The organism is Methylobacterium sp. UNC300MFChir4.1 (assembly GCF_900110155.1).
Classification (GTDB): Bacteria; Pseudomonadota; Alphaproteobacteria; order Rhizobiales; family Beijerinckiaceae; genus Methylobacterium.
In genome coordinates this window covers 1-24,143 of the sequence record NZ_FOCS01000024.1, presented here as the reverse complement: position 1 = coordinate 24,143, position 24,143 = coordinate 1, and the positions used below count along the sequence as shown (strand labels likewise).

The following is a 24,143-nucleotide window of genomic DNA, read 5'->3' as shown; positions in this document are numbered from 1 at the left end:
GCCGCGAGGCCGCGGGTCTCTTCGTATCCGGACCCCTCAGCGGCTCAGCCGAGCCGCGGCACGTGCGGGGCGCAGTCGCGCGGCAGGGTCCCGTCGAGCCGCGGATCGGGCGCGACCTCGACGTGGATCGCGAAAGGCACGAAGCCGGAGCGCCGGTAGAAGGCGAGCGCGCCGGGATGGTCCAGCGTGCAGGTATGCACCCAGAACCGCGCGATCGGGCGCGCCCAGGCCCGGCCGATCGCCGCGTTCATCAGCGTGCGGCCGATCCCGGTACCGACCGCGTCCCCGGTCAGTCCGAGAAAGACCAGCTCGCAGGTCCCGGGCCGGCGGAAATCCAGTTCCAGCATGCCGACGTTCCGCCCGTCCCGCCGCAGCGCGAGGATCTCGACATCCCGGTCGGCCAAAATCGCCGCCAGCGCTTCGTCGGCCAGGGTGAGGCGCGAGAACCAGAGCCAGTCGGCGCCCACCGCCCGGAACAGGCTCCAGTAGGTCTCCGGGTCGGTGCGTTCCAGGGGCTCGAGGGCGAGCCCGGGCGGGAACGGCCGTCCGGGACGCGGGGGCGGCGGGCGCAGCATCTCCAGGCTGGTGACGATCGTGGCGAGATGGCCGGGCGGCACCGTCGCGTAGCCCGGTGTGAGGGTCGGGATTCCGGTCTCCGGCAGCATCGATCCCCTCCGCGGTCGCCTCGGCCCGGTCAGGCGGAAAGCGGGCGCCGCCGCGCGACCAGCCACGGCAGCACGCAGGCCGCCGACACCGCGATCGCGGCGGCGTAGGCCGCGACCGGGTCGATCCGACCGAGGAGCAGGTGCACGCAGACATAGAAGGCCAGCACGCCGAACGCGCCCTGGGCGCTGCCGCGCACCACCTCCAGGGCGGCGCCGACGCCGTCCTGCGCCCGGGCGAAGACGATGAGCGGCCAGGAGATGATCGGGATCGGCGCCAGGACGCCGCTCAGGCCGGAGCCGAGATGCGGCGCCAGCCCCGAGACCAGCAGGACCAGGACGGTGGCGGCCGCGAGCCGGGCCGGCATGTCCCAGCGCGGCGGGCGCGCCCGGCGGGCCGGCGATTCGGTCCCCGCGGCCGGCCGGCACAGGGCGACCACCAGGACCATCGCCGGCAGGTCGATCGCCGTGGCGAGCCACAGGCCGGGCTGGATCACCCCGTGCAGCAGCGCGCCGCCGAGGACGAAGCCCGCGAGGGCGAGCAGCGCGGCCGCGAGGCCCCCCGTCCGCGGCGCGGCGACGGCGTAGACGAGGTAGCTGACGGTGACCGCGCCGAGCCCCTCCACCGAGCCGATCGCCGCGTCGGCGGCGAAGCGCTCGCCCTGCTCGGCGGCGAGGTAGATCGAGATCGGCGCCGAGGTCAGCGGGAGGCCCGAGAGCAGGCCGCCGACGAGGCTGCCCCACCGGCGCGCGGCCGCCGACACGGCCCACATCAGGGTCGGCGTGACGACGATCTTGGCGGCGATCAGGCTCATGGCGACCGGCGGGGCCCGGGGCCTCAGGCCGCCTGGGGCGGCCCGTCATCTTCCGGGTCGGCGGGCGAGTTGAGGATGTCCTCGAGCTCGTCGACCAGCCGGTCGACCTGGTCCTCGGTGGCGAGCACCTTCAGAACTTCCCCGGTCTCCGTCTCGACGGCCAGCTCGATATGCGGCCCGACCCGGGCCGTCAGGATCCGGGCCAGGATCTTGATTGCGCTCATGCGAGTGCCTCCTCCGCGGCGATGAGGCCGACCGCCACCGCCGGTCCACAGGTCGAGATGCCGTCGCGCGCGCCGCCGATCCGGTCCGCCAGCAGCGTCACGAGCGGTGTCGAGGGCCGGCCGAGACGCTCGGCGAGGCGGGCGCCCACGAAGGCGCCGGCGCCGCACAGGACGAGGGGCGCGTCCGCGCCGAGATCGGGCCGGCTGAGGATCTCCGCCGCCGCGTCGTGCAGCAGGCGCAGCTGCGCCTCGGCGAAATGGGCGGCGAGCGCCGTCCAGGCCGCTCCGGGCGCCTCCGCCCGGTCCCGCCCGACGATCCGGGCGAGCCGGGTCTCGCTCTCGGCGACCGTCTTGCCCTTGCGGTCGCCGCTCGGCTGCTGGTCGGCGCCCTCGGGGAGCTGGCCGAGGATGCGGTAGACGTCCGCCATGTGGGCGAAGGTCTCGGTCATCAGCCGGGTCCGGCGGCCCGCGAAGGGGGCGTGGTCGGACAGGGCGATCACCGGCGTGCGCACCGCGCCGGTATAGACGAGCTCGCCGGTCTCCAGCCGCTCGGCGTCGCTGTAGCCGGTCGCGGCCGCCCGCCCGCCCACGACGGGAATCAGGTCGGCGGTGGTCGAGCCGATATCGACCAGCAGCGCGTCCGGGACGTGCCGGCCGGCGAGCGCCGCGGTGGCGTGCCAGTTGGCCGAGGCCACGTCCGCCGAAAGGGACGCGGCCGCCTCGGGGGCGACGAGGCCGGAGCGGCCGGCGTAGATCCGCACGGTCCCGGCGAGGTGCGACCCGGCCCATCCGGCGAGCGCCGCGACGCCGTCGCGCCGGTCGGCGAAGCAGTCGGTCAGCTCGCCCGTCATGGTCACGGCGTGCAGGGCCGCGCCGCGGGCCCAGTCGGGGGCGGCCTCCAGCGCCCGGTCGAGGGCCGGCAGGCCCTGCCAGAGCGGGCACGGCACCTGGGCGGCGGCCGCGACCCGGCCGTCCTCGACCAGGGCGACCTTGACGTGGACCCCGCCGAGGTCCCACCCGATGGTCGTTGGGTTTGATGAGCGCATGGGACTGCGATGAGCGCCTCGATGGACCACAGGATCGGGCGCCCCGGCTTCGCGGTGATCCCGGTGCTCGATCTCCGGGGCGGCCGCGTGGTGCGGGCGCGCCGGGGCGAGCGCTCCTCCTATGCCCCGATCGAGACGTCCTTGGCAAAGGGCTCGGCGCCGGACGCGGTGGCCCGCGGGCTGGTCGACGCGTGGCCCGCCGCGATCCTCTACGTCGCCGATCTCGACGCGATCATCGACCGCGCCGCGCCCGATCTCCGCGCCCTGGAGGCGATCGCCCGCGCCTGCCCGGGGATCGCCCTGTGGGTCGATGCCGGCTTCGCCGAGCCGGAGGACGTCGCGGCGTTCCTGGAGGCCGGGCTCGGGCGACCGGTGATCGGCAGCGAGAGCCAGGCGGATGCCGACCTTGTGACACGGCTCGGCGACCGGGCGGTGTTCTCTCTCGACACGCGCGGCGCGGAGCGGCTCGGCCCGGCGGCCCTCCACGACGATCCGGCGCTCTGGCCGCCGGAGGTGATCGCCATGACGCTGGCGCAGGTCGGCGCCGGGGCCGGTCCGGACCTCGCGGCCCTGGGAGCCCTGCGCGCGCGGGCGCCGGATCGCCGCCTCTACGCGGCGGGCGGCGTGCGCGGCCCTGACGACCTGCGGGCGCTCCGGGCGGCCGGGATCGCCGGGGCGCTGGTCGCCTCGGCCCTCCACGACGGCACCCTGTCCCGGGCGACGGCGCCCGATCTCGCCTGACGCTTCCGGCCCGGGCCCGCGGCTGCTAAACCGCGCGACAGAGAGACCACCGACACGAGCCGTCAGACGATGGAAAAGTTCACCACCCTGGAGGGCGTCGCGGCGCCCCTGCGGACGATCAACGTCGATACCGACCGGATCATCCCGGCGAAGTACCTGAAGACGATCCGGCGGACCGGCCTCGGCAAGAGCCTGTTCGCCGAGATGCGCTACCGCGAGGACGGCTCCGAGAACCCGGACTTCATCCTCAACCAGCCGGCCTACCGGAACAGCAAGATCCTGGTGTGCGGCGACAATTTCGGCTGCGGCTCGTCCCGGGAGCACGCGCCCTGGGCGCTGGCCGATTTCGGCATCCGCTGCGTGATCTCCACGAGCTTCGCCGACATCTTCTTCAACAACTGCGCGAAGAACGGCATCCTGGCGATCGTCGTGTCGCCCGAGGATCTGGAGAAGCTCTTCGAGGACGCCGAGCGCGGCGCGAACGCCACCCTGACGGTCGACCTGGCGGCGCAGACGATCCGGGGACCGGACGGCGGCACCCTGCATTTCGACGTCGACGAGGGCCGCAAGCACAACCTGCTGAACGGCCTGGACGAGATCGGGCTGACGCTGGAGCGCGTCTCCTCCATCGACGCCTACGAGCAGAAGCTCGCTCAGCGCGAGTGGGCCTGAGCGACCGGACCCGCGTCCCGACGGCGGTCGCATCGCGCTGAGGCGACCGCCGGTCCGAGGCCAGGGCCTGCCTCACCCGAGCCGCATGGACAGCTCCACGTCCTCGGCGAACGGCACCGACAGGTAGCCGCGGCTCGGCGCGCGCACCCGCTGCAGGTAGTCCGGGCTGTGGTCCGCGTTGTCGGCGACCACCAGGGCCCCCGGTCCGAGGCGACTCTCCACGAGGCTCAGAACCTCCGGATAGAGCCCCTTCGCCCCGTCGAGGAGCAGCAGGTCGACCGAGTCGGGCAGGTCGAGGCCGAGGGTCTGGAGGGCGTCGCCCTCGCGGAACTCGACGAGGTCCGCCAGCCCGGCCTCCATCAGGTTCGCCCGCGCCCGCACCACCTTGGACGGCTCGAACTCGCAGGTGATCAGCCGGCCGCCGCCGTTGTCGCGCAGGGCCGCGGCGAGGTGCAGGGTCGAGAGACCGAAGGACGTGCCGAACTCGACGATCGTCCGCGCCCGGCGGGTCCGCGCGAGCATGTAGAGCAGCCGGCCGGTCTCCCGCGAGACCGCGAGGGGCATATCCTTGAGCCGGCTGTAGAAGTCCCGGTAGCCGGTGCGGCTGCCCATGAGGCGCGCCCGCTGTTCCGCCGAGAGATCGCCGATGGCGCTCAAGGGTGAGGAGGCCTCCGCCTGCGCGAAGAGACTGTCCAACAGCGACGCGATACGCGGTTCGGCGAGTGTGGATGCTGAGGGTGACATGGCGCGTTGCTTTCCGTCTTGCGCGTTCAACTGAACACGACGCAGAGTACCGGCGCCCCCTACCCGCGCCTATTCGCGTTCCGAGCCCCGCCCCATGCCCGACCGGCCAAGTCTCGGAATCTCCAGGCGAAAGCAGCCCCGGCAGGCGCGTTCCAGCGACCTCGTCGCGGCCGTTCTGGAGGCCGCCGCTCAGGTTCTGGCGGAGGTCGGCGCGGCGCGGTTCACGACGGCGCGGGTCGCCGAGCGCGCCGGCGTCAGCATCGGCTCGCTCTACCAGTACTTCCCCAACAAGGCGGCGATCCTGTTCCAGCTCCAGAGCGACGAGTGGCGGGACACGAGCGCCCTCCTCGCCGGCCTCCTGACGGATCCCGCTTGCGCGCCCGGCGAGCGCCTGCGCGCCGCCGTCCACGCCTTCGTGCGTTCGGAATGCGCGGAGGCCGCGATGCGCCGGGCCCTCGACGCGGCCGCCCCGGCCTATCGCGACGCGCCCGAGGCCGCGGAGCCGCAGTTGGCCGGCTCGCAGGCCTTCCGCGACTTCCTGCGCGCGGCACTTCCCGCGGCGCCCGAGACGGACCTGGCGGTCGCGGGCGAGATCATCGCGATGACGCTCGGCGAGGTCGGCGAGCGCATCTCGGAGGTGGTCCGGACCGAGGCGGCCATGGCGACCTTCGCGGACGCCCTGGCCGACATGCTCTGCGCCTATCTGGACCGCCTGGGCAGCCGAGACCGGGCCGGCGCGCCGTCCTGAAGACGAGCCCCGGGGCCGGCGAACCGGACGCGGCCCTATCCCGGTCGGCTCAGCCGGACTCGCCGGTGAACGCCTCGAAGGCGCGGGCGGTGTAGACCAGGGCGGCGCCGGCGTTCAGTGCCACCGCCACGCCCAGCGCCTCCACGACCTCCTCCTTGCTCGCGCCGGCCTTGCGGGCGGCGTCGGAATGCACCGCGATGCAGCCGTCGCACCGGGTCGTGACCGCGACCGCGAGGGCGATCAACTCGCGGGTCTTCGCGTCCAGCTTGCGCTCGGTCGGGGCCGCCGCGGCGAGCTGGTCGTGGGCCTTGAGGAGGTCCGGGCTCACCGCACCGATGCGCCCGAGCGTACTGACGAGCTCGGCGCCGTACTGATTCCAGTCCTTCATCACGCGTCCCGTTCCCTGTTCGTTGACCCGACCGGCGATGCGCCAGTACGGTGCCAACCTACCGGTTGGTAGGCCGCAGGGTCAAGACGAGGCGGGTTTCCTCACCGTTCGTTAACCCACATGTCGCCTGAATCCGCGCCCAGACTCCGTTCCGCATCGTGAGGATCGTCAGCATGCCGAAGCACCCGACGGGACCGAGGACGGCGCGCGCGCTCGGGCTGCTCGCCGGCATCGCGGTCCTGCCCCTGGCGAGCCTGCCGGCGCGGGCCGATTTCGACAGCTGCCTCGCCGGCATCCAGTCGCAGGCGGCAGCGGCCGGCGTCTCGGCGCAGACCTTCCGGGCCGCCACGAGCGGCATCGGCTACGACGACAAGGTGATCGAGCTGTCCCAGGCGCAGCCCGAGTTCAAGACGCCGATCTGGGACTACATGGCGGCGCTCGTCGACGACGAGCGGGTCGAGGACGGGCGCGCGGCCATGCGCCAGAACGCGGCGGCGCTCGCCCAGGCCGAGTCGCGCTACGGGGTCGACCGCTACACGATCGCGGCGGTCTGGGGCGTCGAGTCGAATTTCGGCAAGAACCTCGGCAAGATGCCGCTGGTGCAGTCGCTGGCGACGCTCGCCTGCTCGAACAACCGCCGTCGGGACTTCTTCCGCGGCGAGCTGATCGCCACCCTGCGGATCATCGAGCGCGGCGACATCGCGCCGGAGCGGCTGACCGGCTCCTGGGCGGGCGCCTTCGGCCAGACCCAGTTCATGCCGACGACCTATCAGCGACTCGCCGTGGACGGCGACGGCGACGGCCGGCGCGACGTGGTCGACTCCGTGGCCGACGCCGTCGCCTCCACCGCCAACTTCCTGCGCGTCGCCAAGTGGCAGAACGGTCAGGTGTGGGGCTACGAGGTGAAGCTGCCCCGCGGCTTCAACGTCGGCGCCGCCGGGCGCAAGAACAAGAAGCCGGTCGCCCACTGGGCGTCGCTCGGCGTCACCCGCGCGGACGGGCGCCCGCTCTCGGGCGAGGGCCCGGCCGGGATCCTGGCGCCCGCCGGCATCGACGGACCGGCCTTCCTGGTGACCCGGAACTTCGACGCGATCTACTCGTACAACGCCGCCGAATCCTACGGCCTCGCCATCGCGGTCCTGTCCGACCGGCTGCGCGGCCGGCCCGGCGTCCAGGCCGCTTGGCCGACCGACGACCCGCCCCTGTCGCGGGCCGAGCGCCGCGACCTCCAGACCCGGCTGGCCGCCCGCGGCTACGACGTCGGCGAGCCGGACGGTAAGGTCGGCCAGAAGACGCGCGACGCCATCAAGGACGTCGAGCGCCGGCTCGGCATGACGCCCACGGGCCGCGCCGGCGGCAAGGTTCTGGAGGCCCTGCGCGGCGGATGAGCCGGCGGCTGATCACGTCGGGGTCCCCGTTCGAGCGGGATTACGGCTACTCCCGGGCGGTGGTCGACGGCGACACCGTCTACCTGTCCGGGACGACCGGCTACGACTACGCCACGATGACGATGCCCGACGGCGCCGCCGCGCAGGCCGAGGCCTGCTGGCGCACGATCCGTTCGGTCCTCGCCGAGGCCGGAACCGGCCTCGCCGGCGTCCTGCGCGCCACCTACTACGTCACCGACCGGGACGATGGCGAGGCCGTGCTGGCCGTCTGCGGGCGGGTGCTGGCGGACGTCCGGCCCGCCGCCACGATCGTGGTCGTGGCGGGCCTCCTGCGCCCCGAGATGCGCGTCGAGATCGAGGTGACCGCGCGGATCGGCTAGACGCCTGTCCCGCTCCCGATCGCGCCGTCTCCGCGCCGTTCCGTCGGGCCGCGGCGCCACTCCGATCCGCCGATGACGTCATCCCCATCGTGCCCGAGCTCTGCGTGCAAGAGAGCGGCTCGATCCCGGTCATTCGGGCTGGTCGGGCGTGGCCCCGCGCCACGGGCACGATCTCAGGTTCTGCTCGCCGACTGACGGCCCGCTCCTGCAGCCGGCGCAGACCGCGTCGCGGGTGACCGCTTCCTCGCCCGCCCTGCGCGTCTGAACCGCGTGTCTTTCAGATCTCGATCCAGATCTGCGAGATTACGTTGACATGCGGGCTCAGATTTATCAGGCCACACCGCAGCATCGACGACTTTGTCGATCTCGCGGAACGTGTTATGATAAAGATATTTTTGAGTAAAAATCTATCGCGTAGGATGATGACGCAGATTGCCTTGATAGGGCTGCTTGTATCGGTCATCGGTGTCATCGGACTGCGCATGTATTACCAGGAAATGCTGTCGGGGCGGCTGCAGTCCCTGCGCACGGTCACGGAGTTGTTCACCACCTATGCGCAAAGTCTCGAGAGCCGGGTCAGGAGCGGCGCCCTGTCCCGTGAGGCGGCCCTGGCGGAGCTGGCCGAGACCACCATGGCCATGCGATTCGATAACGGCACCAACTACGTCGCCATCTACACGATGGACGGCACGGTCCTGGCGGTCCCCGACCGCCGTCTCGTCGGCAGCAACCAGCTGGGGACCCGGGTCAACGGGGTTCGCGCGGCCGGAACGCTGATCGAACGGCTGAAGACCTCCGACACGGCGACGTTGAGCTATCTCTACCCCCGGCCGGGGCACGAAGGCCTGTCTCCGAAGACGACGCTCGCCGTCAGGTTCGAGCCCTGGGACATCATGATCGCGGCGGGGACCTACACCGACGACATCAGGGCCGCCTTCCAGGCGCTCGCCCTCGCGGCGACCGGCCTTCTGCTCGGGGTCGGCGCGCTCGGGGTGATCGGCTCCGTCCTGATCGGGCGCGGCATCACGCGCCCGCTCGACCGCCTCGGTCGCCGGATGAAGGCGCTCGCCCGGGGCGACGGCGCGGAGCCGATACCGGGACTCGAGCGGACGGACGAGATCGGTCAGATGGCCCGGACCGTCGAAGTGTTCCGGCAGGCGCTGGTCGCCAAGGCCGAGACGGACCGGGCGGTCGCGCGCGAAGCTGAGGCCAAGGTCCAGCATGCGCAGACCCTCGACGCGCTCACCCGGGCGTTCGAGGCCCGGGCCGGGGCGCTGATGACGGGCGTCTCCGCGGCCGCCACCGAGATGCAGGCGACCGCCGAGGCGATGGCGCGGACGGCGTCGCGCACGAGTGCCCGGGCGACGCGCGTCGCCGGGGCCGCGCAGGAGACCGCCGGGAGCGTGCAGAGCGTCGCCGCGGCCACCGAGGAGATGGCGATCACCATCCAGGAGATCTCCGGACGGATGGCGCAATCCTCGGCCAAGACCGCGCGGGCGGCCACCGAGGCGCGGCGCACGGACGCCCTCGTGGGCGATCTCGCCGACGGGGCCGAGCGGATCGGGGCCGTCGCCAGCATGATCGCGGGCATCGCCCGTCAGACCAACCTCCTCGCCCTCAACGCCACGATCGAGGCGGCGCGGGCCGGCGAGGCGGGCCGGGGCTTCGCCATCGTGGCGGGCGAGGTCAAGGCGCTGGCCGAGCAAACCGCGGCCGCGACCGAGGAGATCGCCGCGCGGATCGGCGCGGTCCAGGCCTCGACCCGGCAGGCCGTGGAGGCGATCCACGGGATCGGCCGTAGTATAGGCGAGGTCAGCACGCTCGCCGCGTCCGTCGCGGCCGCGATCGAGCAGCAGGGCGCGACCACCGAGGAGATCGTGCGCAGCGTCGCGCGCGCGGCGGTCGGCACGGAGGCAGTCACCGGCAACATCGCCGAGGTCTCGCAGGGCGCCGAGGCGACGGGCGAGGCGGCCGAGCAGGTCCTCGGCGCCGCGATCGACCTGTCGCGCAGGTCCGATCAGCTCTCCGCCGAGATCCACCGGCTCCTCGACGAGATCCGGGCTGCCTGAGGCGCGCTATCGGCCGACTGGACGGACCTGTCGGCCACGAAAAAACCGGCCCGGCTGAGCCGGACCGGTCTGAAACGGGGCGATCGCTCCGGCCTGCGGAGCGAATCGGACAGCTTACTCGGCGGCAGCCGGCGCCTGGGCCGGGGTGTCCTTGGCCTTGTAGCGGTCGGTGCGCTCGACGATGCGGGCCGACTTACCGCGCCGGTCGCGCAGGTAGTACAGCTTGGCGCGGCGCACCTTGCCGCGGCGGGCCACCTTGATCGAGTCGATCATCGGCGAATGGACCGGGAAGACGCGCTCCACGCCCTCACCGTAGGAGATCTTGCGGACCGTGAAGCTCTCGTTGAGGCCGCCGCCCGAGCGGGCGATGCAGACGCCCTCGTAGGCCTGGACGCGGGTGCGCTCGCCTTCCTTCACGCGGACGTTGACGATGAGCGTATCGCCCGGCTCGAAATCCGGGATGGTCTTGGCGAGGCGCGCGACTTCCTCGCGCTCCAGCTGCTCGATGATGTTCATGGCATAGCTCCGGCCGTCGCGCCGTTCCGCCCCTCATGGGCGATCGGCGCCAGGATTTCGGCGATCCTGTTGTGAGTTGGGCGGCTCTCTACAGGATCGTCGCCGGCTTGTCGATTGGGTTGCCGCCGCGATCCGTCCGCGCTGCTGCCGGCGCGGCGGATCGTCGGTCGACTCGGGATCAGGGCCCGATGCGCGCCGCCCGTGAAGCGCTCCGGCCTCGCGTCAGCGGCGCTCCCCGGATGCGGATCGTACTTCGGGCAGCACGCAGGCAGAGAGGAAGGCGGCGAGATCGTCCGTGATGTGGTCGATATGCGGCTCGCGCACCGCCTCCTGCTCGAAGGCCTCGCGGTAGGGATCGGTGACCTTCGGCACCACCAGCACGGTCGCCATGCCGAGGTCGTGCGGCACCGCGAGGTTGCGGGCGATGTCCTCGAACAGGGCGGCGCGGGTCGGTTCGACGGCGTGCTTCTCCAGGAACCGCTCGTAGGTCGTGCGCTCCGGCTTCGGCACGAAGTCGGCGGCGGCGATGTCGAACACGTCCTCGAAATGGTCGAGGATGCCGAGCTTGGCGGCGACGTTCTCGGCGTGCCGGCGCGACCCGTTGGTCAGGATCAGCTTGCGCCCGGGCAGCCGCTCGATCGCGTCGCCGAGGCTCTTGTCGAGCTTGATCGACGAATGGTCGATGTCGTGCGCGAAATCGAGGAAGTCGTGGGGATCGACCCGCGACTCGACCATCAGCGCCGACAGCGTCGTGCCGTAGCGGTGGTAGAAGTACTTCTGCAGGGCGCGGGCCGAGATCCCGTCGAGCCCGTAGAGCTGCATCACGTACAGGGTGATGCGCTCGTCGACCTTCGGCCAGACCGCCGCGTCGCTCGGGTAGAGCGTGTTGTCGAGGTCGAACACCCAGGTGTCGACATCGGCGAAGCCGCGCGCCGCGGGCGTGGTGAACTGGGCCTTGTCGGGGTGGTGCACCGGAACCCCTCAGGTTGCTGTTGCCCCGGAATCTGGACCGGAACGGTCAAGCTCGCAAGTTCGGTGCTTGCCGGTACCTTGCCCGGGCCTTGCTGGGCCGGCCCCTCCGGGGCGGGCGGGGTACGACAATGCGCTGGGCGCGCGGAGGTTGCGCCCGCGCGCCGCGCCGGGATCCGGCACGGTGCGCGGGCGGTCCGGATCTCAGCCGCGACGGATCAGGGTGCCGGCACCGTAATCGGTGAACAGTTCGAGCAGCACGGCGTGGTTGACCTTGCCGTCGAGGATGACGACCGCCTCGACGCCGCGCTCGATCGCGTACATGCAGGTTTCGATCTTCGGGATCATCCCGCCCGTGATGGTGCCGTCGGCGATCAGGCGCCGGCAATCCTCCACGGTGAGTTCCGGGATCAGCTTCTTGTCCTTGTCGAGGACGCCCGGCACGTCGGTGAGCAGCAGCAGGCGCTTGGCCCGGAGCGCCCCGGCGATCGCCCCCGCGAAGGTGTCGGCGTTCACGTTGTAGGTCTGCCCGTCCGCCCCGTAGGCGACCGGCGCCAGGACCGGGATCAGCTCGGCCTTGAGGACCGCGTCGAGGACGCCGCGCTCGACGTGGTCCGGCTCGCCGACGAGGCCCAGATCGACGGTCTGCTCCACGCGGCTCTCGGGATCGACGACGGTCTTCATCGCCCGCTTGGCCCGGACCATGTTGCCGTCCTTGCCGCACAGGCCGACCGCCCGGCCGCCCTCGGCCGAGATCCAGCCGACGATCTGCTTGTTGATCAGGCCGGCCAGGACCATCTCGACCACCTCGACGGTGGCCTCGTCGGTGACGCGCAGGCCGCCGCGGAACTCGGACTGGATGCCGAGCCGGTCGAGCATCTTGCCGATCTGCGGTCCGCCGCCGTGCACGACGATCGGCTTCAGGCCGGACTGCTCCAGCAGGACGATGTCCTCGGCGAAGTCCTCGGCCGCGGCCCGGTCGCCCATGGCGTGGCCGCCGTACTTGATGACGACGATCTCCTGGTCGTAGCGCTGCATGTGGGGCAGCGCCTGGGCCAGGACCTCGGCACGCACGTGCACGTTGGGCAATTCGGTCATCGCGGTCCTTCACCGATCCTTGGGTCGGGTCCTCGGGGGCGGATCCGGGCCTCCCCGTCGGGCGGGGGCGCTTCTACAGGAAGCCGCCCGCGCTGCGAAGCCGCCCCGCGCGCCGTCGCGGAGGCGCGCCGCGCGGATCGGCGGCCGATGCGGGGCGCTCCGGGACCCGCTGTCAAACTACAGTCATCCTTCGCGGGTGTTGCATTCCCGTGACAGACTGGAGCAGATCCAGGCTGGCCCGGGTTGCATCCTCACGCGGCCCGGATCATGTTGCATCGCAGCAAGCCGAGGGCGAGCTGCCGGGAGGGCCCGATGCGGATTGCGATGATTGGGGCCGGATATGTCGGCCTGGTCTCCGGCGCCTGCCTGGCCGATTTCGGCCACACGGTCGTGTGCATCGACCGGGATCCCGATAAGATCGCCAGCCTGAACGCCGGCCGCATGCCGATCTACGAGCCGGGCCTCGACGTCCTGGTCGCCGAGAACGTCCGCCAGGGCCGGCTCGCCTTCCGCGCGACCATGCGGGACGCCGTGGCCGAGGCGGACGCGGTCTTCATCGCGGTGGGCACGCCCTCCCGCCGCGGCGACGGCTTCGCCGACCTGAGCTACGTGTTCGATGCCGCCCGGGAGATCGCCGGGTCCCTGTCCGGCTTCACCGTGGTTGTGACCAAGTCGACCGTTCCGGTGGGCACGGGCGACGAGGTCGAGCGCATCATCCGCGAGACCAACCCCGAGGCGCAGTTCGCGGTCGCCTCGAACCCCGAGTTCCTGCGCGAGGGCGCGGCCATCGCCGACTTCAAGCGCCCCGACCGCATCGTCGTCGGCGCCGAGGAGGCCCGGGCCGAGGCTGTGATGCGCGAGGTCTACCGGCCGCTCTACCTCAACCAGGCGCCGATCATGGTCACCTCGCGCCGGACGGCCGAGCTGACCAAGTACGCGGCGAACGCGTTCCTCGCGGCGAAGATCACGTTCATCAACGAAGTGGCGGACCTGTGCGAGGCGGTGGGCGCGGACGTGCAGGCGGTGGCGCGCGGCATCGGCCTGGACAACCGGATCGGGTCGAAGTTCCTGCATGCCGGGCCGGGCTACGGCGGCTCGTGCTTCCCCAAGGACACGCTGGCCCTGGTCAAGACCGCGCAGGATGCGGGCACGCCGCTGCGGCTGGTCGAGACGGTGGTGGCGGTCAACGACCAGCGCAAGCGCGCGATGGCGCGCAAGGTGATCAAGGCCTGCGGCGGGTCGGTGCGCGGCCGGACGGTGGCGCTGCTCGGCCTGACCTTCAAGCCGAACACCGACGACATGCGCGACGCGCCCGCGCTGGCGATCGTGGCGGGTCTGCAGGACGCCGGCGCCGTAATCCGCGCCTACGATCCCGAGGGCATGGAGCAGGCTCGGATCCTGATGCCGGCTGTGGATTACGCCGAGAACGCCTACGCCTGCGCCGAGGGCGCCGACGCGGTGGTGATCGTCACCGAGTGGAACGCGTTCCGGGCCCTCGACCTCGACCGGCTGCGTCAGGCCATGTCGTCCGGTGAGGCGGCTCCCGTGCTGATCGACCTGCGCAACATCTACGACCCCGCGAGCGCCGCGCGCCACGGTTTTACCTATTGCGGCGTCGGACGAACCAAGGAGAGCGTCGCCCGGATCGGGTCTTGATCATCACCGCGCCGGCCTTCGAGCCCGGATTCCTGTGCGGGACCTGCGCGACATCGCGAAGATTTCTTCCGGAATCGGCATCGATGCCGCTAGACGGGCGGCGTCCGCGGAGGCGCAACTGTGGCTTTCTCGTGATCGAGCCCGCGTCTCGGCAGCCGGTCCGGCGGTTCAAACTTGGCGTTTTGACCGTAGGAATTGGATAAGCTTCTGATGAATACATGTCACAGCCTCTGGCAATTTTGCCACGCGGGGATGACCTCGCGTTAGGGCTGGTTGGACACCGCAATGGTGCCACAGTAAGGGGTGAGAGGGTACTCACTCGTCGAGAGCCGAGCCGACTTCCGATAACGAGCGTGTGCGAACCGAACGTGACACAACGTACAGACATTGCGATCGTCGGACGCGCATGCCGACTGCCCGGGGCCCCCAGCGTGGATGGGCTCTGGTCACTCCTGTCCGAAGGGCGCTGCGCCGTCAGCAAGGTGCCGGCCGACCGGTTCTCCCTGGAGCGGTTCGCCCATCCGCGCGCCCATGAGCGCGGCAAGAGCTACACCTGGGCGGCCGGTATCATCGACGACGTCTGGTCGTTCGACCCGTCGGTCTTCGGCATCTCGCCCCGCGAGGCCGAGCAGATGGATCCGCAGCAGCGGATGCTGCTCGAGCTGACCTGGGAAGCCCTCGAGGACGCGGGCCTGCGCCCGTCGAGCGTGGCCGGCAGTAATATCGGTGTGTTCGTCGGCGCCTCGTCCCTCGATTACGGCAACCTGCGCATCCTCGACGCGCCGTCGGGAGACGCTTACGCGGCGACCGGCAACACGCTCTCGATCATCTCGAACCGCATCTCCTACATCTTCGACCTCAAGGGCCCGAGCTTCACGGTCGACACGGCCTGCTCGTCCTCGCTCGTCGCCTTCGACAACGCCGTGCAGGCGATCCGGTCGGGCCGCGTGGACACCGCGGTCGTCGCCGGCGTGAACGTGCTGGCGAGCCCGTTCAACTTCATCTGCTTCTCCACCGCGCAGATGCTCTCGCGCACCGGCCTGTGCCAGGCGTTCTCCAAGAACGCGGACGGCTACGTGCGCTCCGAGGGCGGCGTGGTGTTCGTGCTGCAGTCGGCCGAGGCCGCGCGGCGCAACGGCGCCACCGTGCGCGCGGTCGTCGCCGCCTCCGGCATCAACTCCGACGGCCGGACCACCGGCATCTCCCTCCCCTCGGGCTACGCCCAGGGCGCCCTGCTGGAGAAGGTCTACCGCGAGGCCGAGATCCGCCTCGACGACCTCGCCTTCATGGAGGCGCACGGCACCGGCACGCCGGTGGGCGACCCGATCGAGGCCTCGGCCATCGGCTCGAAGCTCGGCCGCGGCCGGCAGGCGCCGCTGCCGATCGGCTCGATCAAGACCAATATCGGCCACACCGAGCCGGTCTCCGGCCTCGCCGGCCTGATGAAGGCGACTCTGGCGCTCGAGCACGATCTCGTCCCGCCGTCGCTGCACGCGGCCGAGCTCAATCCCGAGATCCCCTTCGGCGAGCTCAACCTGGACGTCGTGCGCGCGCCGCTGAAGATCGGCCGCGGCTCGCGCGAGCGCTTCGCCGGCGTCAACTCCTTCGGCTTCGGCGGCACCAACGCCCACGTCGTCATCACCGACGCGCCCGCCTGGGCGAAGCCCGCCGCCGCGACCGCGGAGCCCCAGGCCCAGGTGCTGCTACTCTCGGCCCAGAGCCGGGCGGCGCTGAACGAGCTCGCCCTCGACTACGCCGAGCGCCTCGAGGCCGCCCCCGAGCAGGTCGCGACCGTGGCGGCCGCGGTGGCGCATCGCCGCGAGCGCATGCCCGCCCGCCTCGCCGTCGCGCTCGACGGCAAGACCGACGTCGCCGCGGCGCTGCGCGCCGTCGGCGAGGGCGAGGACACGCAGGACGCCTTCACCGGCACCGCGGTCGACCGCGTCGCCGAGGTGGCGTTCATCTATTCCGGCAACGGCAGCCAGTGGGCCGGGATGGGCCGCGAGGCCTACGAGGAGAACGCGACCTTCCGCGCGACCTTCGACCGGATCGACACCCTGTTCCGGGCCTACTCGGACTGGTCGCTGAAGGACGCGCTCTACGCCGACGACCTCGACGAGCGCCTCGCGCTGACCAGCGTCTCGCAGCCGCTGATCTTCGCCATCGAGAGCGCCTCGACGGCCGCGCTCAAGGCGAAGGGTCTGATCCCGTCCTACGTCCTCGGCCACAGCGTCGGTGAGATCGCGGCCGCCGAGGCCGCCGGGATCCTTAGCCTGGAGGACGCGGTCCGGGTCATCTACTACCGCAGCCACCACCAGGAGACGACGCACGGCCAGGGCACCATGGCGGTGCTGCTGATGCCGTCCGAGGAGGTCGAGTCCTTCCTCAAGGATTACCCGACCCTCGACATCGCCGCCTACAACAGCCCCAAGGCCGTCACGGTCGCCGGGCCGGTGGCCGACATCGACGCCGCCATCAAGGCCCTGTCGCGCAAGCGCCGTCGCGGCCGCAAGCTCGACCTCGCCTACGCCTTCCACGGTCGGCTGATGGACCCGACCGAGAAGCCGCTGCTGCGCGATCTCGCGGGCCTCAAGTCGCGGACCGGCACCACCGCGATGGTCTCGACCGTGACCGGCTCGGTGCTGGGCGGCGAGAATTTCGGCGCCGGCTACTGGTGGCGCAACATCCGCGAGCCCGTGCGCTTCTGCGAGGCCGTGCAGGACGCCACCCGCCGCGGCGCCCGCGTGTTCGTGGAGGTCGGCCCGCGCGCGACCCTGATGTCGCACGTCGGCGACGCGGTCGAGCCGCTGGGCATCGAGACCGCCACGGTCGGCGTGATGCACCGCAAGGCTTCCGGCGGCGACCCGATCGCCAAGGCGGTCAGCGCCGCCCTCGTCCAGGGCGCGCAGGTCCACGAGACGCTGCTGTTCGGCGACGCCCCGAAGGGCGACGTCCGCCTGCCCTCCTACCCGTGGCAGCGCCGCCCGTTCCGCCTCGCTGACACCACCGAGGGCGTCGGCGCGATGAGCCCCCGCCCCTATCACCCGCTGATCGGGTCGCGCACGACCTTCGACGGGCTGGAGTGGAACGGCTTCGTCGACCCGGTGACCGTGCCGGAACTGGAGGATCACAAGGTCGACGGCCAGGTGATCATGCCGGGCGCCGGCTTCGTCGAGATGGCCCTGGCCTGCGTTCGCGAGGCCCTGCGCGACGACGAGGTCGTGCTGGCCGACTTCGAGATCGTGGCGCCGATGGTGTTCGCCGAGGACGCCCTGCGCGAGGTCGCGGTGCGCCTGTCGGGCTCCGGCAACGGCATCCAGGTGCTGAGCCGGCCCCGCCTGACCCAGACCCCCTGGCAGCTGCACGCCCAGGCAAAGATCGTCGAGGGCACCTTCTCGGCCCCTAAGACACCGGATATCGACGGCTTCAGCTTCGAGACCGCGGGCGACCACGTGCTCACCGGCGACGCGCTCTACGCCAAGGCCCTCGCCTCCGGGCTCGGCTTCGGCCCGAGCTTCCAGCAGGTGGCGATGAGCGCGCGGCTCGACGACGCCACGATCGTCTCCGACCTGCTGCCGGCCGAGCCCGACACCCGCTACGGCCTGGTGCCGAACCGGCTCGACGCGTGCTTCCACGGGCTGATCCTGCTGTTCGCCGACCTGCTCGGCGAGAACGGCGGCAAGGCCTACATCCCGGTGCGCTTCGGCGAGGTCCGTATGCTGCGCCCCGGCGCGGTGATCGCCCGCTCGATCATCCGCACCCGCCGCTGCAACGAGCGCTCGATCCTGGCCGACTTCACGCTCCTCGACGCCGAGGGCGCGGTCATCGCCACGATCCGCGAGGGCCGGTTCCAGGCCCTGCGCGCCAAGAGCGGCGGCGACCTCTCGACCTTCGCGATCTCGCAGGTGCCGGAGCTCGCCACCGAGCCGACCGCGATCCCGATGGAGCGCCGCCCAAGCGTGGCCGCGCGTCTGCGCCCGCTCGCCGCCGAGTCGAAGGGGCCGTCCGACGCCGCCCTGTCGCCGGGCCACCTCCTGCTGGAGGGCTGGGCGACCTCGCTCGCCTACCGCCTCGCCTCCGGGCTCGCGCAGGGGGAGACCGTCTCGGTCACTGACAGCCGCGTGCCGGAGGCCCTGCGCCCCTGGCTGCTGAACGCGCTCTACGCCCTGGAGAGCAGCGGCCTCGCCGAGCGCGCCGGCCAGAACTGGACGCTCGGCGACGGCTCCGCCCTGCCGGCGCCCGACGAGATCATGCGCTGGATCGCCGGCGACCATCCGGACCTCTCGGCCGAGCTGGTGCTGATCGCCGATGTCGGCGCCCTGGTCGACCGGCTGCTCGCCGGCACGCTCACCGACGCGCCGTCCCTGCCGCAGGGGGCGATCGACGCCTTCGTGCTGCGCTCGGCCACCGCGCGCCACGGCGCCGACGTGGTCGCCAACCTGATCGAGCGCAGCCGCGCGCAGCTTCCCAAGGAGCGGGCGCTCCGCGTCCTGCAGGTCGGCTTCGGCCCGCTCTCGGCCCAGGCTGCGACCTTCGCGGCCGCCGCCGAGGCCCGGCTCACCGTGTTTGAGACCGACCGCCGGCTCGCCGAGCGCGCCCGCCTGTCGCTCGGCCGCGCCGCTGCCGTGGTCGAGACCGCCGAGGAGCTCGCCCCCGGCAGCTTCGATCTGATCCTGGCGTCGGGCAGCTTGCATCGCGGCGACCGCGGCCTGCCGGGCCAGCTCGCCGGAGCGCTCGCCACCGGCGGCCTGCTGGTGGCGGTGGAGCCGGGCGCCTCCTTGTTCCGCGACCTCGTGTTCGGTCTCACCGCCGGCTGGTTCGAGGAGGCCGCGGGCGGCATGCCCGTAGGCCGTCTCGAGGATATCGAGGGCTGGCAGCGCATCCTGAGCGCCCACGGCCTCGTCAAGGTCGAGGTCGAGCGGGCGGCGTCGGCCAACGGCGACGATCTGTTGCTGACGGCGGAAGCGCCGGTGCGCCCGGGTCCGGCCCCGGCGCAGAGCTTCGCCTTCATCATCGGTTCGGACGACGAGTTCGCGGCTGAGACCGCCTCTTCCCTGGCGACTCTGCTGGTCGCGGGCGGCGTGCACGTCTCGATCATCCTCGACTCCGAGACCTCCCTGATGGAGCTGGAGAAGGAGACCCCCGACACGGTGGTGTTCCTGGCCGGCGCCTTCACCCGCGGTGGCGAGGCGTCCGAGCGGCTGCGCGACCGCTGCCTCAGCCTGAAGCGCTGCACCGAGCACCTCGGCGCGCGCCAGACCAAGCTCTGGGTCGTTGCCCCGGGCGCGACCCGCGACCGCGGCGGCCAGACCACCAACATCGAGGCGGGCGTGTGGGCCTTCTCCCGCACGCTCGCCAACGAAGCCCCGAACCTCGACGTCCGCCGCATCGACCTCTCCCCCGAGATGTCGTCGAAGCGCGCCTCCGAGCGCCTGCGCGACCTCATCCTCTCCGGCACCCCGGAGACCGAGATCGTGCTGGACGACGAGCGGACCCAGGTCGTGCGCTTCCATGCCGGCCGGCCGCAGCACCGGGATCCGGCCGACGCCGTCCCGGCCGAGGCCGCGCGCCTGGAGCGCAGCAACACCGGCGGCTTGAGCGAGATGGTCTGGGGGCCGGCCGAGCGCCGCGCTCCCGGCAAGGGCGAGATGGAGATCGCGGTCGAGGCCACCGGCCTCAACTTCCGCGACGTTCTCTGGGCGCTCTCGATGCTCCCCGAGGAGATCCTGGAGGACGGCTTCGCCGGCCCCCGCCTCGGCCTCGAGTGTGCCGGCCGCGTCACGGCCGTCGGCCCGGGCGTGAAGGGCTTCAAGGTCGGCGATCCGGTCGTCGCCTTCGCCCAGTCGGGCTTCGCCACGCACATCGTTGTGCCGGACCTCGTCGTCGCGCCGATGCCGCACGGCCTCGACCCGATGGCGGCCGCCACCGTGCCGGTGGCCTTCCTCACCGCCTATTACGGCCTCGTCTCCTGCGCCCGGATGCGGCGCGGCGAGTGGGTGCTGGTCCACGGCGGCGCGGGCGGCGTCGGACTCGCTGCCTTGCAGATCGCCAAGCTCAAGGGCGCGCGGGTCATCGCCACGGCCGGCTCCCGCGAGAAGCGGGCCCTCGTGAAGGCGCTGGGCGCCGAGCACGTGCTCGATTCCCGCTCCCTGGCCTTCGTGGACGAGGTCCGAGCGATCACCGGCGACGGCGTCGACATCGTGCTGAACAGCCTGTTCGGCGAGGCGATGGAGCGCTCGCTCAACGCCCTCCGGCCGTTCGGCCGCTTCGTCGAGCTGGGCAAGCGCGACTACGTCGCCAACACCCATATCGGCCTGCGCCCGTTCCGGCGAAACCTCAGCTACTTCGGCGTCGACCTCGACCAGGTGATCCAGCACCAGGGCGACGACGGCGCGCGAATGTTCCGCGAGGTCATGGCCCTGTTCAACGACGGCGGCCTCAAGCCCCTGCCCTATCAGCCCTTCACGGCGGCCGAGACCTCGGACGCGTTCCGGCTGATGCAGCAGTCCGGCCATATCGGGAAGATCGTGATCAGCCCGCCGAAGGCCGGCACGATCATGAAGGACACGGCCCGGCCGTTCACGGTCTCGGCCGAGGGCGTCCACCTGCTGACCGGCGGCCTCGGCGGCTTCGGCCTGGAGGCGGCGCGCTGGCTGATCGACCGGGGTGCCAAGCACCTCGTGCTCGCGGGCCGCAAGGGCGCGGCCACCGACGAGGCCAAGGCCATCGTCGCGGAGCTCACGGCGCGGGGCGTGACCGTCGAGGCGAAGGCCGTCGACATCACGAGCCGCGCCTCGGTGGATCGGCTCATCGCCGGGATCGAGCAGGGCGGCAGGAAACTCGCGGGCGTGCTGCACGCCGCGGCGGTTCTCCAGGACGGCCTGATCTCCAACATCGACGCCGCGGCGCTCGACGCGGTGATCGGCCCCAAGGTGATCGGCGCCCAGCACCTGGACGCCGCCACCCGCGACCGGAGCCTCGACTACTTCGTCCTGTTCTCCTCGGCGACGACCTTCATCGGCAACCCGGGCCAGGGGTCCTACGTGGCCGCCAACGGCTTCATGGAGGGACTCGCGCGCCAGCGCCGCCGCCGCGGCCTGCCCGCGCTGGCCGTGGCCTGGGGCGCCATCGGCGATGTCGGCATGCTCGCCCGCAACAAGGCGGTCATGGAAGGCCTCGCCGGCCGCGTCGGCGTCACGCCGATGGAGGCCCGCCGCTGCCTCGACCTGATGGCCGAGGCGCTGGGCAGCCAGGGCACGTCCCCCGACGAGGCGGTCATCGCCATCGCGGCGATGCACTGGGGCAAGGCGCGCGAGCGTCTCGCCACCATGCGCTCGCCGAGCTACGCCGAACTCGGCTCGGACCAGCAGGCCGAGGCCGGCGGCGTCCAGGCGATCAACATCGCGTCGCTGCTCAAGGGCGGCGACCTCGACGCGGTCCGCAAGACCGTGTCGGACGCGATCGTCGAGGACATCGCCCGCATCCTGCGGCTGCCGAAGGACGACATCAGCCGCGTGCGCCAACTCTCGGAGATCGGCCTCGACTCGCTGATGGGCGTCGAGCTCGGCGCCAGCCTGCAGGAGCGCTTCGCCCTCGACGCGCCGCCCGCCGGACTTTCGTCGGGCATGACCGTCAACGAGCTGTCGGAGTCCTTAATTCAGGCGGTTTCCGCGCCCATGGATGAGACGGCCGGCGTCGCGATGAGCCTCGTCTCGAAGCATGTCGGCGGTGAGGTCGATGCGCAGATCCTCGCGCCTCTCAAGGAACTCATCGAGCAGACGTCCAGCGAGATCAAAGAGACCAACTCATGACCGACACGGCACGGCCGGACGGCGGGCGCGCGGCGCTCGCCGGCTTCGTGACCAACCGGCTCGGGCGCGCGACGCCGCGCCCGGCCCCCGTCAAGACGGCCTCTCCCGCCGGCAAGTCGGCGGCGCAGAACTTCGAGAACCTGCCGGGCTACCGCGAGCTGAAGCTCCAGCGCCAGGCGGCCGACCTGATCGGTCTGGGCAATCCGTTCTTCCGCGTCCACGACGCCAAGGCCGGGGCCACGACGCGGATCGACCAGAAGAGCTTCACGAACTTCTCGTCCTACGATTACCTCGGCCTGAACGGTCATCCGCGGGTGAGCAACGCCGCCCGGGAGGCGATCGAGGCCTACGGCACCTCCGCGTCGGCGAGCCGCGTGGTGGCGGGCGAGCGGCCCGGGCACATCAGCCTCGAGCAGGCTTTGGCCAAGCACTACCAGTCCGAGGGCTGCATCGTGATGGTGAGCGGCCACGCCACCAACGTCACGACCATCGGCGCCCTGCTGGAAGCCGGCGACGTGATCTTCCACGACGCGCTGTCCCACAACAGCATCGTCACCGGCGCGCAGCTGTCGGGCGCCCAGCGCCGCTCCTTCGCGCATAACGACCTCGACGCCCTGGAGACCCTGCTTCAGTCGACCCGCCACGAGCATCGCCGGGCGCTGATCGTGGTCGAGGGCCTCTACAGCATGGACGGCGACGCGCCGGACCTCGCCGGGCTCGTGGCCCTCAAGAAGCGCTACGACGCGTGGCTGATGGTCGACGAAGCGCACGGCCTCGGCGTCACCGGCCGCACCGGCGCCGGCCTGTTCGAGCATTGCGGCGTCGATCCCCGCGAGGTCGACATCTGGATGGGCACGCTGTCGAAGACGCTGTCCACCTGCGGCGGCTACATCTGCGGCCCGATCGCGCTGATCGAGTACCTGAAGCACACGGCCGGCGGCTTCGTGTACAGCGTCGGCATGTCGCCGCCGCTGGCCGCCGCCGCCGAGGCGGCGCTGGCCGTAATGCACGCCGAGCCAGAGCGGGTCGAGCGCCTGCGCCAGAACGGCACCCTGTTCCTGGCCACCGCCAAGAAGCTCGGCCTCGACACCGGCTTCAGCCTCGGCCTCGCGGTCGTGCCGATCATCGTCGGCGACTCGCTGAAGGCGGTGACGCTGTCGGACCGGCTGTTCCGCCGGGGCATCAACGTGCAGCCGATCATCCACCCGGCCGTGCCGGAGCGGGCCTCGCGCCTGCGCTTCTTCCTCACCTCCGAGCACACCCCCGACCAGATCCGCGACACCGTGAACGCGGTGGCGGAGGAGCTCGCCGCCATCGACAAGGGCGGCTCGCTGATCGAGCAACTGCTGGCGAAGCGCGTCTGAGCCCGGCCGGGGCCGGGAGCACCGGTTCCCCGAGAGCGTTACGAAGTAGGGGGCGCGGATCACATCCGCGCCCCCTTCGGCATTCGGGCGACCGGTCTCCGCGGTCTCGGTCGGACGCGCGCATCGGCCGGGTCGGCGCGACGCGAACCCGGCGTCCGTCGCGCGGTGGGGTGGGTGCCCGCGTCGCGCTGCGCCGCCTTACTTGGCGTAGGAATAGGCCAGGGCGGCCGAGGAGACGGGGCCCGTGACGCCGTTAAAGGCGGTGAGGACCTTCTGGACCTCGGTGAAGGGGGCGTTCGACACGTAGATCAGGTCGCGGTTGCGCATGCGGAACGCCTGGGACACGAACAGGCTGTTGGGGTCGCGCATGTCGATCCGGTAGACGACCGGCACCAGGGGCGTGCCCAGAAGCTTCGAGCCGGGGCTGAGCCGGCGCACGACGCTGGCCGGCTCGAACCGGAAGATGAACGTCCCGGCCGGGTCGGCGGCGAAGTCCGACAGGCCGCGCGCCTTGGCCAGCGCCTGCGCCAGCGTGATGCCGTCGGCCTGGAACGGCAGCTCGGTGCTGTTGCCCAGCGCGCCCACCGCGATGAAGGTCTGCGGGTCGCGCACGAGCGTCAGCACGTCGTTGGGCCGCAGGTAGATGTTCTCCCTGGGGTTCGACACCACTGTGGTCAGCGGCACGGTCGCGGTCACCGGCCCGCGCGAGAGCCGCACGAAGGTCTCGTTGACCGGCGCGCGGTTGCCGCCGGCGGCGGCGATGACGTCGAGGATGCGGTCGCCGTGGCCCGAGAGCGGCAGGCGGGCGCCGGCGGCGCCCTCGCCGGTGACGGTGACGGCCTGGGAGATCGG

18 protein-coding genes and 1 pseudogene are annotated in these 24,143 nt (G+C 71.8%); 9 read left to right on the top strand and 10 right to left on the bottom strand.

The window, feature by feature from the left end:
• Positions 1 to 44 precede the first annotated feature (44 nt).
• From BMY19_RS24620 to BMY19_RS24605, 4 genes are read right to left on the bottom strand one after another with little or no spacing between them, the layout of a single operon-like run.
• Complete coding sequence (locus BMY19_RS24620; protein WP_100253239.1) at positions 45 to 665, bottom strand: GNAT family N-acetyltransferase; 621 nt, start codon at positions 663 to 665, stop codon at positions 45 to 47.
• A gap of 29 nt (positions 666 to 694) precedes the next feature.
• Positions 695 to 1,477: a hypothetical protein gene (locus tag BMY19_RS24615; protein WP_100253238.1), complete on the bottom strand. Its 783-nt coding sequence runs from the start codon at positions 1,475 to 1,477 to the stop codon at positions 695 to 697.
• A 23-nt stretch (positions 1,478 to 1,500) separates the two neighbouring features.
• A complete protein-coding gene (locus BMY19_RS24610) occupies positions 1,501 to 1,701 on the bottom strand; it encodes a hypothetical protein (RefSeq protein WP_012317969.1) in 201 nt (66 codons plus the stop codon).
• Positions 1,698 to 2,747, bottom strand: coding sequence for a hydantoinase/oxoprolinase family protein (locus BMY19_RS24605; RefSeq protein ID WP_091928213.1), 1,050 nt, complete (start codon positions 2,745 to 2,747; stop codon positions 1,698 to 1,700). The genes BMY19_RS24610 and BMY19_RS24605 overlap by 4 nt, the downstream gene beginning before the upstream one ends.
• Positions 2,748 to 2,756: 9 nt before the next feature.
• Between BMY19_RS24605 and BMY19_RS24600 the strand changes: the two genes are divergently transcribed.
• Positions 2,757 to 3,488, top strand: coding sequence for a HisA/HisF-related TIM barrel protein (locus tag BMY19_RS24600; protein WP_100253237.1), 732 nt, complete (start codon positions 2,757 to 2,759; stop codon positions 3,486 to 3,488).
• 69 nt (positions 3,489 to 3,557) lie between these two features.
• Positions 3,558 to 4,160 carry a 3-isopropylmalate dehydratase small subunit gene (gene leuD, locus BMY19_RS24595; protein ID WP_020095295.1) on the top strand — a complete coding sequence of 201 codons (603 nt, stop codon included), beginning with the start codon at positions 3,558 to 3,560 and terminating at the stop codon, positions 4,158 to 4,160.
• A gap of 72 nt (positions 4,161 to 4,232) precedes the next feature.
• Here the strand turns inward: leuD and BMY19_RS24590 are convergent, their stop codons facing one another.
• Complete coding sequence (locus BMY19_RS24590; RefSeq protein WP_100253236.1) at positions 4,233 to 4,904, bottom strand: O-methyltransferase; 672 nt, start codon at positions 4,902 to 4,904, stop codon at positions 4,233 to 4,235.
• 94 nt (positions 4,905 to 4,998) lie between these two features.
• Here BMY19_RS24590 and BMY19_RS24585 point away from each other — a divergent pair, with 94 nt between their 5' ends.
• Positions 4,999 to 5,652, top strand: coding sequence for a TetR/AcrR family transcriptional regulator (locus tag BMY19_RS24585; protein WP_100253235.1), 654 nt, complete (start codon positions 4,999 to 5,001; stop codon positions 5,650 to 5,652).
• Between the two features lie 49 nt (positions 5,653 to 5,701).
• On the opposite strand, the gene BMY19_RS24580 is transcribed toward BMY19_RS24585, so the two are convergent.
• A complete protein-coding gene (locus BMY19_RS24580; protein ID WP_020095292.1) occupies positions 5,702 to 6,043 on the bottom strand; it encodes a carboxymuconolactone decarboxylase family protein in 342 nt (113 codons plus the stop codon).
• 170 nt (positions 6,044 to 6,213) lie between these two features.
• Between BMY19_RS24580 and BMY19_RS24575 the strand changes: the two genes are divergently transcribed.
• The 3 genes from BMY19_RS24575 (at position 6,214) to BMY19_RS24565 (ending at position 9,877) form a co-directional block, all read left to right on the top strand.
• Positions 6,214 to 7,428 (top strand): lytic murein transglycosylase, encoded by a 1,215-nt coding sequence (locus BMY19_RS24575; RefSeq protein WP_020095291.1) that lies wholly within the window; start codon positions 6,214 to 6,216, stop codon positions 7,426 to 7,428.
• A complete protein-coding gene (locus BMY19_RS24570) occupies positions 7,425 to 7,808 on the top strand; it encodes a RidA family protein (protein WP_100253234.1) in 384 nt (127 codons plus the stop codon). Before BMY19_RS24575 ends, BMY19_RS24570 begins: the two co-directional genes overlap by 4 nt.
• 482 nt (positions 7,809 to 8,290) lie before the next feature.
• On the top strand, positions 8,291 to 9,877 hold the full coding sequence (locus BMY19_RS24565; protein WP_100253233.1) for a methyl-accepting chemotaxis protein: 1,587 nt from the start codon (positions 8,291 to 8,293) through the stop codon (positions 9,875 to 9,877).
• Positions 9,878 to 9,991: 114 nt separating this feature from the next.
• Here the strand turns inward: BMY19_RS24565 and rplS are convergent, their stop codons facing one another.
• The 3 genes from rplS to argB all read right to left on the bottom strand — a co-directional run bounded on the left by rplS (position 9,992) and on the right by argB (position 12,460).
• Entirely contained in the window at positions 9,992 to 10,393 is a 402-nt protein-coding gene (gene rplS, locus BMY19_RS24560; RefSeq protein WP_091683176.1) for a 50S ribosomal protein L19, read from the bottom strand.
• Positions 10,394 to 10,615: 222 nt separating this feature from the next.
• Positions 10,616 to 11,365, bottom strand: coding sequence for a pyrimidine 5'-nucleotidase (locus BMY19_RS24555; protein WP_042672461.1), 750 nt, complete (start codon positions 11,363 to 11,365; stop codon positions 10,616 to 10,618).
• A 201-nt stretch (positions 11,366 to 11,566) separates the two neighbouring features.
• A complete protein-coding gene (gene argB, locus BMY19_RS24550; RefSeq protein ID WP_020095286.1) occupies positions 11,567 to 12,460 on the bottom strand; it encodes an acetylglutamate kinase in 894 nt (297 codons plus the stop codon).
• A gap of 312 nt (positions 12,461 to 12,772) precedes the next feature.
• On the opposite strand from argB, the gene BMY19_RS24545 reads away from it, so the two are divergent.
• From BMY19_RS24545 to BMY19_RS24535, 3 genes are all read left to right on the top strand, one after another.
• Positions 12,773 to 14,116: a UDP-glucose dehydrogenase family protein gene (locus BMY19_RS24545; protein WP_100253232.1), complete on the top strand. Its 1,344-nt coding sequence runs from the start codon at positions 12,773 to 12,775 to the stop codon at positions 14,114 to 14,116.
• Between the two features lie 368 nt (positions 14,117 to 14,484).
• Positions 14,485 to 21,927 carry a type I polyketide synthase gene (locus BMY19_RS24540; RefSeq protein WP_170863034.1) on the top strand — a complete coding sequence of 2,481 codons (7,443 nt, stop codon included), beginning with the start codon at positions 14,485 to 14,487 and terminating at the stop codon, positions 21,925 to 21,927.
• On the top strand, positions 21,924 to 23,291 hold the full coding sequence (locus BMY19_RS24535; protein ID WP_012317954.1) for an aminotransferase class I/II-fold pyridoxal phosphate-dependent enzyme: 1,368 nt from the start codon (positions 21,924 to 21,926) through the stop codon (positions 23,289 to 23,291). The genes BMY19_RS24540 and BMY19_RS24535 overlap by 4 nt, the downstream gene beginning before the upstream one ends.
• 198 nt (positions 23,292 to 23,489) lie before the next feature.
• On the opposite strand, the pseudogene BMY19_RS24530 reads toward BMY19_RS24535, so the two are convergent.
• Positions 23,490 to 24,143 (bottom strand): annotated as a pseudogene (locus tag BMY19_RS24530) (sugar transporter); the annotation flags it as partial.

What these genes read in the sequence shown, in the direction of transcription:
- BMY19_RS24620 (WP_100253239.1), bottom strand. Translation starts at nt 665, where the DNA reads ATGCTGCCGGAGACCGGAATCCCGACCCTCACACCGGGCTACGCGACG.
- BMY19_RS24615 (WP_100253238.1), bottom strand. Translation starts at nt 1,477, where the DNA reads ATGAGCCTGATCGCCGCCAAGATCGTCGTCACGCCGACCCTGATGTGG.
- BMY19_RS24610 (WP_012317969.1), bottom strand. Translation starts at nt 1,701, where the DNA reads ATGAGCGCAATCAAGATCCTGGCCCGGATCCTGACGGCCCGGGTCGGG.
- BMY19_RS24605 (WP_091928213.1), bottom strand. Translation starts at nt 2,747, where the DNA reads ATGCGCTCATCAAACCCAACGACCATCGGGTGGGACCTCGGCGGGGTC.
- BMY19_RS24600 (WP_100253237.1), top strand. Translation starts at nt 2,757, where the DNA reads ATGAGCGCCTCGATGGACCACAGGATCGGGCGCCCCGGCTTCGCGGTG.
- leuD (WP_020095295.1), top strand. Translation starts at nt 3,558, where the DNA reads ATGGAAAAGTTCACCACCCTGGAGGGCGTCGCGGCGCCCCTGCGGACG.
- BMY19_RS24590 (WP_100253236.1), bottom strand. Translation starts at nt 4,904, where the DNA reads ATGTCACCCTCAGCATCCACACTCGCCGAACCGCGTATCGCGTCGCTG.
- BMY19_RS24585 (WP_100253235.1), top strand. Translation starts at nt 4,999, where the DNA reads ATGCCCGACCGGCCAAGTCTCGGAATCTCCAGGCGAAAGCAGCCCCGG.
- BMY19_RS24575 (WP_020095291.1), top strand. Translation starts at nt 6,214, where the DNA reads ATGCCGAAGCACCCGACGGGACCGAGGACGGCGCGCGCGCTCGGGCTG.
- BMY19_RS24570 (WP_100253234.1), top strand. Translation starts at nt 7,425, where the DNA reads ATGAGCCGGCGGCTGATCACGTCGGGGTCCCCGTTCGAGCGGGATTAC.
- BMY19_RS24565 (WP_100253233.1), top strand. Translation starts at nt 8,291, where the DNA reads ATGTATTACCAGGAAATGCTGTCGGGGCGGCTGCAGTCCCTGCGCACG.
- rplS (WP_091683176.1), bottom strand. Translation starts at nt 10,393, where the DNA reads ATGAACATCATCGAGCAGCTGGAGCGCGAGGAAGTCGCGCGCCTCGCC.
- argB (WP_020095286.1), bottom strand. Translation starts at nt 12,460, where the DNA reads ATGACCGAATTGCCCAACGTGCACGTGCGTGCCGAGGTCCTGGCCCAG.
- BMY19_RS24545 (WP_100253232.1), top strand. Translation starts at nt 12,773, where the DNA reads ATGCGGATTGCGATGATTGGGGCCGGATATGTCGGCCTGGTCTCCGGC.
- BMY19_RS24535 (WP_012317954.1), top strand. Translation starts at nt 21,924, where the DNA reads ATGACCGACACGGCACGGCCGGACGGCGGGCGCGCGGCGCTCGCCGGC.